The sequence below is a fragment of the Streptomyces sp. NPDC058664 genome (assembly GCF_042716635.1).
Classification (GTDB): Bacteria; Actinomycetota; Actinomycetes; order Streptomycetales; family Streptomycetaceae; genus Streptomyces.
Genome location: NZ_JBHXRW010000023.1, coordinates 58,246 through 74,429 on the forward strand (window position 1 = coordinate 58,246; position 16,184 = coordinate 74,429).

At 71.6% G+C, this 16,184-nt stretch carries 16 protein-coding genes and 1 riboswitch; of the genes, 12 read left to right on the top strand and 4 right to left on the bottom strand.

The genetic code is table 11. From position 1 onward, the window contains the following. The first annotated feature begins 197 nt into the window (after nt 1-197). Nucleotides 198-1,034 (top strand): RNA polymerase sigma factor WhiG, encoded by an 837-nt coding sequence (whiG, locus tag ACFWUY_RS20125; RefSeq protein WP_384109903.1) that lies wholly within the window; start codon nt 198-200, stop codon nt 1,032-1,034. Nucleotides 1,035-1,106: 72 nt separating this feature from the next. Next, nucleotides 1,107-1,655, top strand: coding sequence for a TetR/AcrR family transcriptional regulator (locus ACFWUY_RS20130; protein ID WP_384110229.1), 549 nt, complete (start codon nt 1,107-1,109; stop codon nt 1,653-1,655). Here the strand turns inward: ACFWUY_RS20130 and ACFWUY_RS20135 are convergent. Then, nucleotides 1,636-2,124, bottom strand: a complete 489-nt coding sequence (locus tag ACFWUY_RS20135; protein WP_384109910.1) for a M23 family metallopeptidase — start codon at nt 2,122-2,124, stop codon at nt 1,636-1,638. The genes ACFWUY_RS20130 and ACFWUY_RS20135 overlap by 20 nt on opposite strands. 255 nt (nt 2,125-2,379) lie before the next feature. Here ACFWUY_RS20135 and rpsB point away from each other — a divergent pair, with 255 nt between their 5' ends. From rpsB to ACFWUY_RS20185, 10 genes are all read left to right on the top strand, one after another. After that, nucleotides 2,380-3,303 (top strand): 30S ribosomal protein S2, encoded by a 924-nt coding sequence (rpsB, locus tag ACFWUY_RS20140; protein ID WP_384109913.1) that lies wholly within the window; start codon nt 2,380-2,382, stop codon nt 3,301-3,303. A gap of 101 nt (nt 3,304-3,404) precedes the next feature. Beyond that, nucleotides 3,405-4,241, top strand: a complete 837-nt coding sequence (tsf, locus tag ACFWUY_RS20145; RefSeq protein ID WP_384109916.1) for a translation elongation factor Ts — start codon at nt 3,405-3,407, stop codon at nt 4,239-4,241. Between the two features lie 162 nt (nt 4,242-4,403). After that, nucleotides 4,404-5,168 (top strand): UMP kinase, encoded by a 765-nt coding sequence (gene pyrH, locus ACFWUY_RS20150; RefSeq protein WP_384109919.1) that lies wholly within the window; start codon nt 4,404-4,406, stop codon nt 5,166-5,168. A 94-nt stretch (nt 5,169-5,262) separates the two neighbouring features. Further along, complete coding sequence (frr, locus tag ACFWUY_RS20155) at nt 5,263-5,820, top strand: ribosome recycling factor (RefSeq protein WP_384109922.1); 558 nt, start codon at nt 5,263-5,265, stop codon at nt 5,818-5,820. Then, nucleotides 5,820-6,926, top strand: coding sequence for a phosphatidate cytidylyltransferase (locus ACFWUY_RS20160; protein WP_384109929.1), 1,107 nt, complete (start codon nt 5,820-5,822; stop codon nt 6,924-6,926). The genes frr and ACFWUY_RS20160 overlap by 1 nt, the downstream gene beginning before the upstream one ends. Before the next feature lie 173 nt (nt 6,927-7,099). After that, complete coding sequence (gene rlmN, locus ACFWUY_RS20165; RefSeq protein WP_384109935.1) at nt 7,100-8,212, top strand: 23S rRNA (adenine(2503)-C(2))-methyltransferase RlmN; 1,113 nt, start codon at nt 7,100-7,102, stop codon at nt 8,210-8,212. A gap of 29 nt (nt 8,213-8,241) precedes the next feature. Then, a riboswitch (TPP riboswitch) is annotated at nt 8,242-8,352 on the top strand. Between the two features lie 131 nt (nt 8,353-8,483). After that, entirely contained in the window at nt 8,484-9,530 is a 1,047-nt protein-coding gene (locus ACFWUY_RS20170; RefSeq protein WP_384110234.1) for a thiamine ABC transporter substrate binding subunit, read from the top strand. A gap of 38 nt (nt 9,531-9,568) precedes the next feature. Further along, the gene (locus ACFWUY_RS20175; RefSeq protein WP_384110238.1) at nt 9,569-11,182 is read left to right on the top strand and encodes an ABC transporter permease; all 1,614 of its coding nucleotides are present in this window, start codon (nt 9,569-9,571) and stop codon (nt 11,180-11,182) included. Further along, nucleotides 11,182-12,210, top strand: coding sequence for an ABC transporter ATP-binding protein (locus tag ACFWUY_RS20180; RefSeq protein ID WP_384109942.1), 1,029 nt, complete (start codon nt 11,182-11,184; stop codon nt 12,208-12,210). Before ACFWUY_RS20175 ends, ACFWUY_RS20180 begins: the two co-directional genes overlap by 1 nt. 80 nt (nt 12,211-12,290) lie before the next feature. After that, complete coding sequence (locus ACFWUY_RS20185) at nt 12,291-12,938, top strand: dihydrofolate reductase family protein (protein ID WP_384110245.1); 648 nt, start codon at nt 12,291-12,293, stop codon at nt 12,936-12,938. Between the two features lie 42 nt (nt 12,939-12,980). On the opposite strand, the gene ACFWUY_RS20190 is transcribed toward ACFWUY_RS20185, so the two are convergent. The 3 genes from ACFWUY_RS20190 to ACFWUY_RS20200 form a co-directional block, all read right to left on the bottom strand. Continuing rightward, on the bottom strand, nt 12,981-13,967 hold the full coding sequence (locus ACFWUY_RS20190) for a hypothetical protein (protein ID WP_384109949.1): 987 nt from the start codon (nt 13,965-13,967) through the stop codon (nt 12,981-12,983). A gap of 206 nt (nt 13,968-14,173) precedes the next feature. Further along, nucleotides 14,174-15,325, bottom strand: coding sequence for a hypothetical protein (locus tag ACFWUY_RS20195; protein WP_384109954.1), 1,152 nt, complete (start codon nt 15,323-15,325; stop codon nt 14,174-14,176). Continuing rightward, nucleotides 15,307-16,035: an ABC transporter ATP-binding protein gene (locus tag ACFWUY_RS20200; protein WP_384109960.1), complete on the bottom strand. Its 729-nt coding sequence runs from the start codon at nt 16,033-16,035 to the stop codon at nt 15,307-15,309. Before ACFWUY_RS20200 ends, ACFWUY_RS20195 begins: the two co-directional genes overlap by 19 nt. Between the last annotated feature and the right edge of the window lie 149 nt (nt 16,036-16,184).

Below are 16,184 nucleotides of genomic sequence, written 5' to 3' on the forward strand. Positions count from 1 at the left end.
AGTTCTCTCGGCCGCCCCCGAGGGGCCGACGCGCGCCACGGCCCGGGTTCGAAGATGTGGCCGACGGTGTCCACCCGGAGCGGCGCGATCCGCCGATGTTCGCGCACCGCGACCGCGCACTCACGCTACGCTCACCAGAATTCCGTCCAGGACACCCCTACCGACCCACCCGACAGCAGAACGGCTCAAGGCAACGCATGCCCCAGCACACCTCCGGGTCTGACCGCGCTGCGGTGCCCCCAGCAGCCCGGGGCACCGTGCGACCATCCGCACCGACCTCCCTCGACGAGCTGTGGCGGTCGTACAAGGACACGGGCGACGAGCGGCTGCGGGAGCAGCTGATCCTGCACTACTCGCCGCTCGTCAAGTACGTCGCCGGACGAGTCAGCGTCGGGCTGCCGTCCAACGTGGAACAGGCCGACTTCGTCTCCTCCGGCGTCTTCGGCCTCATCGACGCCATCGAGAAGTTCGACGTCGAGCGGGCCATCAAGTTCGAGACGTACGCCATCACCCGCATCCGCGGCGCCATGATCGACGAGCTCCGGGCCCTCGACTGGATCCCCCGCTCCGTCCGCCAGAAGGCCCGCAACGTCGAACGCGCCTACGCGACCCTCGAGGCCCAGCTCCGGCGCACCCCCTCCGAGGGTGAGGTCGCCGCGGAGATGGACATCACACTGGAGGAACTGCACGCGGTTTTCAGCCAGTTGTCCCTGGCGAACGTGGTCGCCCTGGAAGAGCTGCTGCACGTCGGCGGCGAGGGCGGCGACCGGCTCTCCCTGATGGACACCCTCGAGGACACGGCCGCCGACAACCCCGTCGAAATCGCCGAGGACCGTGAGCTGCGCCGACTGCTCGCCCGCGCCATCAACACGCTCCCCGAGCGGGAGAAGACCGTCGTCACGCTCTACTACTACGAGGGCCTCACCCTCGCCGAGATCGGCCACGTCCTCGGCGTCACCGAGAGCCGCGTCAGCCAGATCCACACCAAATCCGTCCTCCAGCTCCGCGCCAAGCTGGCCGACGTCGGACGCTGACCGGACGCGAGCCGGTCGTACAGTGGTGCCGTGCCCAGGATTCGAGCGGCCTCGGTGGCCGAGCACCGGACGATGCAGCGCGGCGCCCTCCTGGACGCCGCGCGTTCCCTGCTGTCCGAGGGCGGTACGGAGGCGCTGACCTTCCCCGCACTCGCCGAGCGCACGGGCCTCGCCCGCTCCTCGGTGTACGAGTACTTCCGGTCGCGCGCGGCCGTCGTCGAAGAGCTGTGCGCCGTCGACTTCCCCGTCTGGGCCGCCGAGGTCGAGGCCGCCATGGACGGGGCGGAGTCCCCCCAGGGCAAGGTCGAGGCGTACGTCCGCACGCAGCTGGAGCTGGTCGGGGACCGGCGCCACCGCGCGGTCGTCGCCATCTCGGCGAGCGAGCTCGACGACGGCGCCCGCGAGAAGATCCGCGCGGCCCACGGCGGACTCGTCGCCATGATCGTCGAAGCGCTCGCCGCGCTGGGCCAGCCCCGGCCCCGGCTCGGCGCCATGCTCCTCCAGGGCGTCGTCGACGCCGCCGTCCGCCGCATCGAGCTCGGCGCCGCCGAGGACCCGACGGAGATCGCCGAGGCGGCCGTCACGATGGCCCTCCACGGCGTCAACGGCTCACCGGCCTGACCCCTTCGCGGGGACCCGACCGTCCGCCCGTGGGCAGCAGGCGTGAGGGGGCTCTCCGGGTCAGGGCCAGGGGGTTCAGATAGACGTCGCCGCGGAGCAGCCCCCAGTGCAGGCAGCTCTCCGGGCAGTGGGTGCCGGTGGCCACCCGGGCGATCGGGGTGCCCGCCCGGACCCGGGTGCCCTTCCCCACCAGGGGGGTCACCGGGGAGAAGGTCGTCCGGAGCGGGGGAGTGCCCGTATCCGGCAGGGTGAGGGTGAGGACCCCGCGGCCGCCGACCGGGCCCGCGAAGGTGACGGTCCCCGCCGCCGGGGCCAGGACCGGGGTGCCCGGTGGCGCGGCCAGATCGGCGCCACGGTGCCCGGCGGCGTACGGGCCGGCCGGGGGCTGCCAGCCGCGGAGGACCACGGGAGGCGGCGGAGGCACGGGCCACAGCAGCCCGAGGGTGAGGATCAGTGTCATGAGACGCATGGCGAAAGGCTCCCTGGAGTGATCGTCCCGGACCGGTCGCGGGCGATTTCTGTGGACCACTCGCAGGTTGTGGACAGCGCCGTCACCCAGCGCTCCCGGGGTCCCGTACACTTCCTATGGCGACTCGGGTCACCGGGTCGACTTCGCACGCCCCGCCACTGCCCTCACCGGTCGTGGCAGCGCCTTTCGGTCCCTCGTGGGCATGGCGCGCCGGGGCGTCAGGAACACAACCGAGAAACCCAAGGAGATACGGCCATGGCCGTCGTCACGATGCGGGAGCTGCTGGAGAGCGGCGTCCACTTCGGTCACCAGACCCGTCGTTGGAACCCGAAGATGAAGCGCTTCATCTTCACGGAGCGCAACGGCATCTACATCATCGACCTGCTCCAGTCGCTGTCGTACATCGACCGCGCCTACGAGTTCGTCAAGGAGACCGTCGCGCACGGCGGCTCCATCATGTTCGTCGGTACGAAGAAGCAGGCCCAGGAGGCCATCGCCGAGCAGGCGACGCGTGTCGGCATGCCGTACGTCAACCAGCGTTGGCTCGGTGGCATGCTCACCAACTTCTCGACCGTCTACAAGCGTCTGCAGCGCCTCAAGGAGCTCGAGCAGATCGACTTCGAGGACGTCGCGGCCTCGGGTCTCACCAAGAAGGAGCTCCTGGTCCTCTCCCGCGAGAAGGCCAAGCTGGAGAAGACCCTCGGTGGTATCCGCGAGATGTCCAAGGTGCCCAGCGCCGTCTGGATCGTGGACACCAAGAAGGAGCACATCGCCGTCGGTGAGGCGCGCAAGCTCCGGATCCCGGTCGTCGCGATCCTCGACACCAACTGCGACCCCGACGAGGTCGACTACAAGATCCCGGGCAACGACGACGCGATCCGCTCCGTCACCCTGCTCACCCGCGTGATCGCCGACGCCGTCGCCGAGGGCCTCATCGCCCGCTCCGGCGCCGCGACCGGCGACTCGAAGCCGGGCGAGAAGGCCGCCGGCGAGCCGCTCGCCGAGTGGGAGCGCGACCTGCTCGAGGGTGAGAAGAAGGAGGCCTCCGCCGAGGCCGCCGCCGAGGCCCCCGCCGCCGAGACCGCCGAGGCGCCCGCCGCCGAGGCCGTCGAGGCTCCGGCCGCCGCCGAGGACGAGGCCGCTGCCGAGGCTCCGGCCGCGGACGCCGAGCAGGCCTGACCCTTCAGGACCTTCGGGTGACGACGGCGGGGGCCCACGAAGCCCCCGCCGTCCACCCGTAGACCGCCCGATCTTTCAGACTTCGAGAGAGAAACAGACTCATGGCGAACTACACCGCCGCTGACGTCAAGAAGCTCCGCGAGCTCACCGGCGCCGGCATGATGGACTGCAAGAAGGCCCTCGACGAGGCCGACGGCAACGTCGACAAGGCCGTCGAGGCCCTGCGCATCAAGGGCCAGAAGGGCGTCGCCAAGCGCGAGGGCCGCTCCGCCGAGAACGGCGCCGTGGTCTCCCTCATCGCCGACGACAACACCTCCGGCGTCCTCGTCGAGCTGAAGTGCGAGACGGACTTCGTCGCCAAGGGTGACAAGTTCCAGGCCGTCGCCGACAAGCTCGCCGCCCACGTCGCCGCCACCTCCCCGGCCGACCTGGACGCGCTGCTCGCCTCCGAGATCGAGGCCGGCAAGACCGTGCAGGCGTTCGTCGACGAGGCCAACGCCAACCTCGGCGAGAAGATCGTCCTGGACCGCTTCGCGCAGTACTCGGACGGCTTCGTCTACTCGTACATGCACCGCACGATGCCGGACCTCCCGCCGCAGATCGGTGTCCTCGTCGAGTTCGACAAGGCCGACGCCGCCGTCGCCAAGGGTGTCGCCCAGCACATCGCCGCCTTCGCGCCGAAGTACCTCACCCGTGAGGACGTCCCGGCCGAGGTCGTCGAGACCGAGCGTCGCGTCGCCGAGGAGACCACCCGCGCCGAGGGCAAGCCCGAGGCCGCGCTCCCGAAGATCGTCGAGGGTCGCGTGAACGGCTTCTTCAAGGACGCGACGCTGCTCGGTCAGCCGTACGCCCTTGACAACAAGAAGTCCGTCCAGCAGATCCTGGACGAGGCCGGTGTCACCCTGAAGCGCTTCACCCGCATCAAGGTCGGCATCTGAGTCCGTCCGCGAACGCGACGGACACCGGACCCCGGTAGGGTCTGAAGCAGTCGTCCAGGCCCGCGCAGGACGACCGCAGATCTGACAGGAGGCCATTGCCACACGGGATACCGCGAGGACCCAAGGCAATGGCCTCCTTCGTATGTGCACGAGGAGATCTCCATGAACCAGGGCGCCGTACAGGGCGACGACAACAACGGCAGGACGGCCGGCCGCTACATGCTGAAGCTGTCCGGAGAGGCCTTCTCCGGCGGTACCGGCCTGGGTGTCGACCCGAACGTCGTGCACGCCATCGCGCGTGAGATCGCGGCGGTCGTCCGCGACGGCGCGGAGATCGCGGTGGTGATCGGCGGCGGCAACTTCTTCCGTGGCGCCGAGCTCCAGCAGCGCGGCATGGACCGGGCCCGCTCCGACTACATGGGCATGCTCGGCACGGTGATGAACTGCCTCGCCCTCCAGGACTTCCTGGAGAAGGAGGGCATCGACTCGCGCGTCCAGACCGCCATCACCATGGGCCAGGTCGCCGAGCCGTACATCCCGCTGCGCGCCGTGCGCCACCTGGAGAAGGGCCGTGTGGTCATCTTCGGCGCGGGCATGGGCATGCCGTACTTCTCCACGGACACCACGGCCGCCCAGCGTGCGCTGGAGATCGACGCCGAGGCCCTGCTCATGGGCAAGAACGGCGTGGACGGCGTCTACGACTCCGACCCCAAGAGCAACCCCGACGCGGTCAAGTTCGACGCGCTGGAGTACGGCGAGGTGCTCTCCCGCGACCTCAAGGTCGCCGACGCCACCGCCATCACCCTGTGCCGGGACAACAACCTCCCGATCCTCGTCTTCGAACTGCTCACCGAGGGCAATATCGCTCGCGCGGTGAAGGGTGAGAAGATCGGCACGCTCGTGAGCGACCAGGGCACCCGGGCCTGACCCGAACCGGGGAACCGCCCCGCAAGGGGATGGACAGAGCCCTGCCGGTCGTACACCGTGCAGGACACAACGCGACGACACGCAGGAGCATGTGGTGATCGAAGAGACCCTCCTCGAGGCCGAGGAGAAGATGGAGAAGGCCGTCGTGGTCGCCAAGGAGGACTTCGCCGCGATCCGCACCGGCCGTGCGCACCCGGCGATGTTCAACAAGATCGTGGCGGACTACTACGGTGCCATCACCCCCATCAACCAGCTCGCGTCGTTCTCCGTTCCGGAGCCGCGGATGGCAGTGGTGACCCCGTTCGACAAGAGCGCGCTGCGCAACATCGAGCAGGCGATCCGGGACTCGGACCTCGGCGTCAACCCGAGCAACGACGGCAACATCATCCGGGTGGTGTTCCCCGAGCTGACCGAGGAGCGCCGTCGGGAGTACATCAAGGTCGCCAAGAGCAAGGCCGAGGACTCGAAGATCTCGATCCGCGCGGTCCGCCGCAAGGCCAAGGAGACCATCGACAAGTTCGTCAAGGACGGCGAGGTCGGCGAGGACGAGGGCCGCCGCGCCGAGAAGGAGCTCGACGACACCACCGCGAAGTACGTCGCGCAGGTGGACGAGCTGCTCAAGCACAAGGAAGCCGAGCTGCTCGAGGTCTGATGAACGACTCTTCCTGGGGTGCCCCGGCCGGTTCCGGCCGCGGGGGACCCGACCAGGGGCCCGCCCCGGCGGGTCCCGCCTACGATCGGCACCGGGCGGCGCAGACTCGGCCCATGCCCATCGTGCCCGACGTTCCCGCCGGCGGATTCCAGGACGGTCACGGCCGGGGGGCCGCTCATCCGAGCGGTCCCCTGTTCCGTGATGAGACGCCGCACGAGCACCCGCAGGAGCCCATGCACAGCCCCGCCACGCCTCCGCCGCCCGCGCCGCCGACGGCGCCACGGCAGAAGAAGAGCGCGGGGCGCGATCTGGGGGCGGCCATAGGGGTCGGGGTCGGTCTCGGCGCCGTCATCTTCGCCTCGCTGTTCATCTGGAAGCCGGCGTTCATCGGGGTGATAGCGGTCGCCGTGGTGGTCGGGCTCTGGGAGCTCACCTCCCGCCTCCAGGAGCGCAAGGCGATCAAGGCTCCGCTGGTCCCGCTCGCGGTCGGCGGTGCGGCGATGGTCGTCGCCGGTTACGTGCGGGGCGCCGAGGGCGCCTGGGTGGCGATGGCACTGACGGCGCTCGCGGTACTCGTGTGGCGGATGACGGAGCCGCCCGAGGGCTATCTGAAGGACGTCACGGCGGGCGTGTTCGCCGCGTTCTACGTGCCGTTCCTCGCGACCTTCGTGGCGCTGCTCCTGACCGCCGACGACGGCGCGCAGCGGGTGCTGACCTTCCTGATCCTGACCGTGGTCAGCGACACCGGGGCGTACGCGGTCGGCTGGCGCTTCGGCAAGCACAAGCTGGCCCCGCGGATCAGTCCCGGCAAGACCCGCGAGGGCCTGGTCGGCGCGGTGACGTTCGCGATGGCGGCGGGCGCGCTGTGCATGGAGTTCCTGATCGACGACGGTGCCTGGTGGCAGGGCCTGGTCCTCGGTGTCGCGGTGGCGGCGAGCGCGACGCTCGGCGACCTCGGCGAGTCGATGATCAAGCGCGACCTGGGCATCAAGGACATGGGCACGCTGCTGCCGGGACACGGCGGCATCATGGACCGTCTCGACTCGCTGCTGCCGACGGCGCCGGTGGTCTGGCTGCTGCTGGCTTTGTTCGTCGGAACCGCTTGACGGACACCGGGTACTCTGGAAGGGCTCGTGGCACGTGCGCCGCGGGCCCTTCCGTCGTCCTCGCCACTGCGGGGATGTTCCAGTGAGGTCTCCTGGCTCCGGCATCGCGATGCCGCGGTCCCCGCCTTCGCGGGGATGGCCAGACCTCGTGCCGTCTGAGGAGACACCCGATCGTGGCCCGTCCAGTGCCCGGAGAACTCACTTTCGTCGCCCCCCGCGGAGCCAAGAAGCCGCCGCGGCACCTGGCCGACCTCACGCCCGCCGAGCGGAAGGAGGCCGTCGCCGCGATCGGCGAGAAGCCCTTCCGCGCCAAGCAGCTGTCGCAGCACTACTTCGCGCGGTACGCGCACGACCCCGCCCAGTGGACGGACATCCCGGCCGCCTCGCGGGAGAAGCTGGCCGGGGAGCTGCTGCCCGACCTGATGTCCGTGGTGCGGCACATCTCGTGCGACGACGACACCACCCGTAAGACCCTGTGGCGGCTGCACGACGGCACGCTCGTCGAGTCGGTGCTCATGCGCTACCCGGACCGGGTGACCATGTGCATCTCCTCCCAGGCCGGCTGCGGGATGAACTGCCCGTTCTGCGCGACCGGGCAGGCGGGGCTCGACCGGAACCTGTCGACCGCCGAGATCGTGCACCAGATCGTCGACGGCATGCGGTCCCTGCGCGACGGCGAGGTCCCCGGCGGGCCGGCGCGGCTGTCCAACATCGTCTTCATGGGCATGGGCGAGCCGCTCGCCAACTACAAGCGGGTCGTCGGCGCGATCCGGCGGCTCACCGACCCCGAGCCGGACGGGCTCGGGCTCTCGCAGCGCGGGATCACCGTCTCCACGGTCGGTCTCGTGCCCGCGATGCTGCGGTTCGCCGACGAGGGCTTCAAGTGCCGCCTCGCGGTCTCGCTGCACGCCCCGGACGACGAGCTGCGCGACACCCTCGTACCGGTGAACACCAAGTGGAAGGTGCGCGAGGTCCTCGACGCCGCCTGGGAGTACGCGGAGAAGTCCGGCCGCCGGATCTCCATCGAGTACGCGCTCATTCGGGACATCAACGACCAGGCCTGGCGCGGTGACCTCCTCGGCCGGCTGCTCAAGGGCAAGCGGGTACACGTCAACCTGATCCCGCTGAACCCGACGCCCGGCTCGAAGTGGACGGCGTCCCGTCCCGAGGACGAGAAGGCCTTCGTCGAGGCCATCGCGCGCCACGGCGTTCCGGTGACCGTCCGGGACACCCGGGGCCAGGAGATCGACGGCGCCTGTGGACAGCTGGCCGCCGCCGAACGCTGACCTTGTACTCTGAGCTCGAACACATCTCCATATTCCGACAGGGGAGCGCCACAGCGCTGAGAGTGCGGTCACCGTAGGACCGCAGACCCTCTGAACCTTGCCCAGGTCATTCTGGGTAGGAAGTTCGGTTGTTGACTCAAGCTGTTGCGCCCTGCTCGCGACCGGTTCCGCCGGTCGCGGGCAGGGCCGCGTCTCTTCCTGGTCAACCCCAGGAGGAATCTCAGTGACCACCAAGAAGGCCGCCGCCGCCACGCTCGTCGCGGCGCTCGGCATGACCACCCTCGCCGCCTGTGGCACGGACGACGTCCGTGACGCCGCGGGCAAGTCCGGCGCGCCCGTGCCGAAGACCGTCACCCTCGTCAGCCACGACTCCTTCAACGCCTCCAAGGAGGTGCTCGCGGAGTTCACGAAGCAGACCGGCTTCACCGTCAAGGTCCTGAAGAGCGGCGACGCCGGCGAGGCCGTCAACAAGGAGATCCTGACCAAGGGCTCCCCTCAGGGTGACGTCTTCTTCGGCGTCGACAACACCCTGCTCTCCCGCGCCCTCGACAACGGGATCTTCGTCCCGTACGAGGCGAAGGGCGTCGACCGCGTCCCGGCGGAGTACCGCCTCGACAAGGAGAACCGGGTCACGCCGGTCGACTCCGGTGACATCTGCGTCAACTACGACAAGAAGTACTTCGCCGACAAGAAGCTGGCTCCGCCGCGGACCTTCGACGACCTGGCGGAGCCCGCGTACAAGAACCTGCTCGTCGTCGAGAACCCGGAGCGGTCCTCCCCGGGCCTCGGCTTCCTCCTCGGTACGGCCGCGAAGTACGGCGACGACGGCTGGCAGGACTACTGGACGAAGCTCAAGGCCAACGGCGTGAAGACCGTCGACAGCTGGGAGCTCGCCTACAACCAGGAGTTCTCCGGCTCGGCCGGCGGCAAGCAGGCCAAGGGCGACCGGCCGCTCGTCGTGTCGTACGCCTCCAGCCCGCCGGTCGAGGTCCTGTACGGCGAGCCGCAGCCGAAGGTGGCGCCCACCGGCGTCGCCACCGGCACCTGCTTCCGGCAGACCGAGTTCGCGGGCCTGCTGAACGGCGCGAAGAACCCCGAGGGCGGCAAGGCGCTGATCGACTTCCTGATCTCGAAGAAGTTCCAGGAGGACATGCCGCTCCAGATGTTCGTCAACCCGGTCGCGAAGGACGCCGTCCTGCCGGAGCTGTTCACGAAGCACGGTGTGGTCGTCGACAAGCCGGAGACCATGGCGCCCGAGAAGATCGCCGAGAAGCGTGACGCGTGGATCCAGCAGTGGTCGTCGCTCGTCCTGAAGTAATCCCCGACCGCGGGGGAAGCGCGGCGCGGCTCGGCCTGATGGTCGTGCCCGTCGCCTTCTTCGCGCTCTTCTTCGCCTGGCCCGTCCTCTCGATCGTCGAGCGCGGGCTGCGGGTCGAGGGGGCGTGGCAGTTCGGCCGGTTCGGCGAGACGCTGAGCCGGCCGGAGATTCTCGACGTCCTGTGGTTCACGCTCTGGCAGGCACTCGCCTCCACCGGTCTCACCCTGCTGATCGCGCTGCCCGGCGCGTACGTCTTCGCGCGCTTCGACTTTCCCGGCAAGGGGCTGCTGCGCGCCGTCGTCACCGTGCCCTTCGTGATGCCGACCGTCATGGTCGGCACGGCCTTCCTGGCGCTCGTCGGGCGCGGCGGGCTCCTCGACGAGCTGTGGGGCGTCCGGCTCGACACCACCGTCTGGGCGATCCTGATCGCCCATGTGTTCTTCAACTACGCCGTCGTCGTACGGACCGTCGGCGGCCTGTGGGCGCAGCTCGACCCGCGCCAGGAGGAGGCCGCCCGGGTCCTCGGCGCGTCCCGCTGGACCGCGTGGCGGACCGTGACCCTGCCGGCGCTCGCCCCGTCCGTCGCCGCGGCCGCGCTGATGGTGTTCCTCTTCACCGCGAGCTCCTTCGCCGTCGTCCAGATCCTCGGCGGATCCACGTACTCCACCCTGGAGACGGAGATCTACCGGCAGACCGTCATCCGCTTCGATCTGACGACGGCCGCCGTCCTCACGATGGTGCAGTTCGTCGCCGTCGGCGTCGTCCTCGCCGTGCACGCCCGGACGGTCCGCCGGCGTGAGACCGCGCTGAAGCTGGTCGCGCCCGAGCAGAACGCGCGCCCGCCTCGGGGCGCCGGCCAGTGGGCGCTGTTCGCGGCCGTCCTGCTGTCCGTCGCGCTGCTGATCGTGCTGCCCCTCGGCGTGCTCGTCGAGCGGTCCTTCGCGACCTCCGGCGGATACGGGCTCGACTACTACCGGGCCCTGCAGACCCCGGACCCCTCCGGCACCTTCCTCGTACCCCTCCTTGACACGATCGGGAACTCGCTCCGGTACGCCGTCGTCGCCACCCTGATCGCCCTCGTCATCGGCGGACTCGCGGCGGCCGCTCTGACCCGGCGGGCCGGGCGGCTCGTGCGGGGCTTCGACGCGCTCCTCATGCTGCCGCTCGGGGTGTCCGCCGTGACCGTCGGCTTCGGCTTCCTCATCACCCTCGACGAGCCGCCGTTCGACCTGCGGGCCGACTGGATCCTCGTGCCCCTCGCGCAGGCCCTGGTCGGCGTCCCCTTCGTCGTACGGACGATGCTGCCGGTCCTTCGCGCGGTCGACGAGCGGCTGCGGGAGGCGGCGGCCGTGCTCGGCGCGTCCCCGTGGCGGGCCTGGCGGGAGGTGGACCTGCCGCTGGTGCGGCGGGCGCTGCTCATCGCCGCCGGGTTCGCCTTCGCCGTCTCGATCGGCGAGTTCGGTGCGACGGTCTTCATCGCCCGGCCCGACAGCCCGACGCTGCCGGTGGCGGTGGCCCGGCTCCTCGGGCGGCCCGGCGAACTCAACTACGGCCAGGCGATGGCCCTCTCGACGATCCTCATGGTGGTGTGCGCGGTGTCCCTGCTGCTGCTCGAACGGCTCCGGACCGATCGCACCTCAGGGGAGTTCTGATGCTGAGACTCGACGGGGCGACCGTACGGTTCGGGGAACGGGCCGCGCTCGACGCCGTGGACCTGGAGGTCGCCGACCACGAGATCGTGTGCGTGCTCGGTCCGAGCGGCAGCGGCAAGTCCACGCTGCTGCGGGTGGTCGCCGGGCTCCAGAGGCTCGACGGCGGCCGGGTGCTGCTCGGCGGCACCGACCAGAGCGGGGTGCCGACGCACCGGCGCGGTGTCGGCCTGATGTTCCAGGACCACCAGCTGTTCCCGCAGCGGGACGTCGCAGGCAACGTCGCCTTCGGGCTCCGGATGCGGGGGGTGGGCCGCGCCGAACAGACCGGACGGGTCACGGAGCTGCTCGACCTCGTCGGTCTGCCGGGGGCCGGGCGGCGGTCCGTCGCCGCGCTCTCCGGCGGCGAGCAGCAGCGGGTGGCGCTGGCCCGCGCCCTCGCGCCCCGGCCCAGGCTCCTCATGCTGGACGAACCGCTCGGCCAGCTCGACCGGGGGCTGCGGGAGCGACTCGTCGTGGAGCTGCGGCAGCTGTTCGGACGGCTGGGCACGACGGTCCTCGCGGTCACCCACGACCAGGGTGAGGCGTTCGCGCTCGCGGACCGGGTGGTGGTCATGCGGGACGGACGCGTCGCCCAGTCGGGCGCGCCCGTCGAGGTGTGGTCGCGGCCAACCTCGGAGTTCGTGGCCCGTTTCCTCGGTTTCGACAACGTGGTGGCGGCGCGGGTGAGCGGGACGGTCGCGGACACGGTGTGGGGGAAGGTCCCGGTGCCGGAGGGCTCGCCGCAGGGCGAGCGGCGGCTCCTCGTCCGGCCGGGCGGGGTACGGCTCGTACCGACGGCGGAGGGGCGGGTCTGGACGGTGGAGTCCCGGACGTTCCGGGGCAGCCGGGTGGCCGTACGGCTCCGCCCGGCGGACGGGCCGCCGCTGGAGGCGGAGTTCCCGCTGCGGGAGGTCCCGGAGGAGGGTGCCGCGACGGGGGTGGCCTTCCGGGCGGAGGACGTGGTGGTGCTGGGGGACGACACCCCGTAGCGGGGCGATGAGTTCTTCCCCTCGGGAGAGTCTCCATGGTGTTCGTCGCCGTCTTCGTCGATCACGTAGGAGTGACAGCCATGGGTCAGCTGCTCAGAGTCCAGAACTTCATGGTCTCGTCGGACGGGTTCGGTGCCGGTGAGGGGCAGAGCCTTGAACGGCCGTTCGGCCACGCGGATCCCGGGGAGATGTTCGCCTGGGCCGGTGCCACGGCGAGCTGGCCCAACCGCACCGACCCCGGGGGCAGCCGTGGCCTCGACGATTACTTCACGCGGGACTTCTCCCGGAACATCGGTGCCGAGATCATGGGCCGCAACAAGTTCGGGCCCCAGCGCGGGCCCTGGCAGGACCACGAGTGGCGCGGCTGGTGGGGTGACGAGCCGCCGTTCCACACGCCGGTCTTCGTCCTGACGCACCACCCGCGTCCGTCCTTCACCCTCTCGGACACGACGTTCCACTTCGTCGACGCCGATCCGGCCACGGTGCTGGCCCGGGCGCGGGAGGCGGCGAAGGGCAAGGACGTCCGACTCGGCGGCGGGGCCACGACCGTCCGGGAGTTCCTCGACGCGGACCTCGTCGACACCCTGCACGTCGCCGTCGCGCCGGTGAAGCTCGGCTCAGGGGCACGGCTCTGGGAGTCGCCCGACGAGCTGCTCGACCGGTTCCACGTCGACGTCGTGCCCAGCCCGAGCGGGAATGTGACGCACCACGTCTACTGGCGGAAGTGAGCCGGAGCCGGCGTGGACAGTACCTGAGGCCCGCCCGGTGGATCATGCGGAGCCGGACAGGACCTGGCACCGTCCGCACGCGGCCCGGTCCGAGCGCTGGCGGATGAAGGTCGCGCGGGCCAGGGCGAGGCCGTAACAGGAGAAGCCGCCGTAGGCGACGGCGATCACCCAGGGTGCGTGGTCGGCCGGTTCGAAGCCGATCACGCCCGTCCAGGCCAGTACGCCGAGCGTGGCGAGGAGCGCCCCGAAGGGGGCGAGCGCGCCCGCCCCGGCCCAGCCGAGCGCGAGCAGCGGCAGTCGGGGCAGCCGTCGGCCCCAGGGGCGGGTCAGTGCGAGGGCGACGACCATGCCGAGGACGGCGAGGACCGCGGTGACGTCGACCCCGTGGTCGTACAGCCAGATGCCCAGGTCGCTGGTGTACTCCGGGTCGACGCCGGGGCGGCCGGTGCCGGTGTGGCCGACGGTGAGGCCGAGCGCCCAGGCCGTCTTCAGGGCGGTGTACGGGACCAGGGCGGCGACGGCGACGAGACCGGCGCGGGTCCGGGAGCGCCCGGCCGGGGCGGGGGCGCGTCCGCCGCAGTGCGGGCAGGCGCCGAGCGCCCCTCGGCGGTGGGCGAGGGCCGCGTATCCCCAGAGGACCGCGCCGAGGACGGCGGCGCTCTGGTTGGCGAGGGCCGCCCAGTCGACCGGCGACTGGTTGCGGGACAGGAAGAACAGCAGGTGGAGGGGGCTGAGGAGGGCGGCGAAGCCCGAGGTCAGACAGAGCGCGACGACCGGCCACGCCGCCGTGGACAGCCACCTGGCGTCCGGGCGGCGGAGCATGGCGTACGCGAGGACGGCGGTGGCCGCGTACAGCACGGCCGCGGTCGCCTCGGCCGCCGTGCCCGTCCCCTTGGTCAGCAGCGCGTAGCCGAACGCGGGATCGGTGAGGGCGGCGAGGGCCGCGCCCGTCGCGTACAGCAGGGACCAGAGGAGGGCGGCGCGACCGGCCCAGGACGGCCAGTCGGCCAGGCGTCTCTTCGGCGTCATGCTCCGAGCGTCCCGGAGCCGCCCCCCGGGCGCGTCGCTCGGGGGGCTGGTCCGGTCTCCGCCGCGCGGCGGAGACCGGCTACGTCTTTGTGAGGCGTTCCAGCGCCTCCGGTGCCTCGTCGACGGAGGAAGCGTCGCCATATGGGCCCACGATGGGGGCGGAGTGGCGGACCCACGACGGGAGCCGCCGTACCGCCCCTGGTGTCTCAGCCGGTGAGCGGCAGCGCCGCGAGTTCCCCGACCGCCCAGGTCAGTGGCAGGAAGACCGCGAGCAGGACGCCCGCGCGCAGCAGGGCGGCCGTGCGCAGCACCGTCGGCGGGGCGCCGATGCGGAGGAGGGCCGTGGTGGTGTGGGCGCGGCCCTGCCTGGATTCGAGCGCTGCGGTCAGGAGGGTGGCCGTGGTGCAGGCCAGGATCAGGCCGGCGCCCAGGCTGGTGAGCGGGCCGAACGCGTCGGAGCCGGTGTTCGCGTCGTACAGCGTGGCCGCCGCGAGGGTTCCGGAGATCACCGCGCTCACCACGCCGAGGGGCCGGCCGATACGGCGGGACTCGTCCATCAGGACGCGGCCGGCGAGCAGCCGGGTGGCGCCCGGTCTGACCGCCTGGAGGAGGCGGCCGCAGCCGTGGGCGATGCCGGGGCCCGCCATGGCGAGGCCGACCGCGGTGAGGATCCAGCCGGCCAGGACGCCCGCCGGGCTGCCGTCGAAGCGGCCCGGCAGCGGGAGCCCGTCGCCGCTTCCGCCGCGGCCCGCGTACGTCTCGACCGCCAGGCCGACCGCGACCAGGGCGACGCCCCACGGGAGGCCGGACGGCACCGGCTTCTCCGCGCCCTCCGCCGGGGCGGGCGCGGTGCGCGGGCGCAGCGCGAGGCCCGCGGCCGTGGCGGCGACGACGGGCAGCACCGCGAGCAGGGTGAGGGCCGCCGCGAGCGGGATCGGCCGGTCGGCGGCGAGGAGTCCGGCAGCGGCCCCGTCGAAGGGCAGGCCCGTGATGTCACCGCGCAGGTGCAGGTAGAACAGGAGCGCGACCGCGGAGCCGAGCGTGCAGGAGATCGCGGTCGAGGCGGCGGCGACGGCCGTGAGGCGGGCGGGGCCGAGGCCGACCGCGGAGAGTCCCGGCCGGGGCCGGGTGCTGGGATCGGCGCGGGCCACCGCCACGGCGAACTGGACGGTGGCGGCGAGCGGCAGCACGCACCAGAGCAGCCGCAGTACGGACGCCGAGGAGCGCTCCGGATGCCCGACGGCGTATCCCAGGGTGCAGAGCAGGAGGAAGCCCACCCCCGCGGCCGCGGCGGCGACGAGGAGCCGGCGGATCAGGACGAGGGGGTGGGCCCCGCGGGCTAGACGGAGAGCGAGCACGCGGCGACGCCCTCCGCCCCTGACGCCGGGGGTACGGTGCCGGCCCGGCGTCCGTCCAGGAGCGCGACCGTGCGGTCGGCGAGCGCCGCGACCTCGCCGTCGTGGGTGGCGAGGAGCACGGTGATGCCGTGCGAGCGGGCGGCGGCCGTCAGGGTGCGCAGGACCTGTGTGCCGTCGGCGCGGTGCAGGGTGGCGGTGGGTTCGTCCGCGAAGAGCACCGAGGGTGTGGTGACGAGGGCGCGGGCGGTCGCGATCCGCTGGCGCTGCGACTGGGTGAGGGCGTGCGGGCGCTTGCGGGCGCAGGCGCCGACGTCGAGGCGCTCCAGCCACTCCAGGGCGGTGGTCTTCGCGGCCCGGTGGGAGACTCCGCGGAGCAGCAGGGGCAGGGCGGTGTTCTCCCAGCCGGTGAGCTCGGGGACGAGGCCGGGTTCGGGGTCGATCCAGCCGAAGCGGTCGCGGCGGAGCCGTTCGCGGGCGGCGGGGCCCAGGGTGTGCACGGGGCTGCTGTTGAACCAGACCTCGCCCTGCTGGGCGAGGAGCTGGCCGGACAGACAGCGCATGAGGGTGGTCTTGCCGCTGCCTCGCGGGCCCACGAGGGCGAGGATCTCGCCTTCGCGCACGCCGAGGGAGACGCCGCTGAGGGCGTCCGAACCGCCCAGGGCGCAGTGCAGGGAACGCGCCCAGAGCACGTCGTTGTCCGGTGGGGCCATCGCGTACACCTCGATGTCGGATCCGATCTGTGTTCCCCCGTACGGGGGAACGAAGAGACGGGCCTGTCGGTCACTGGCTCCGTGAGGATCCAGGGCACGGCCAGGGATGCACCGTAAGGATTCAGATCCGCTTGTACGGACAGCACACG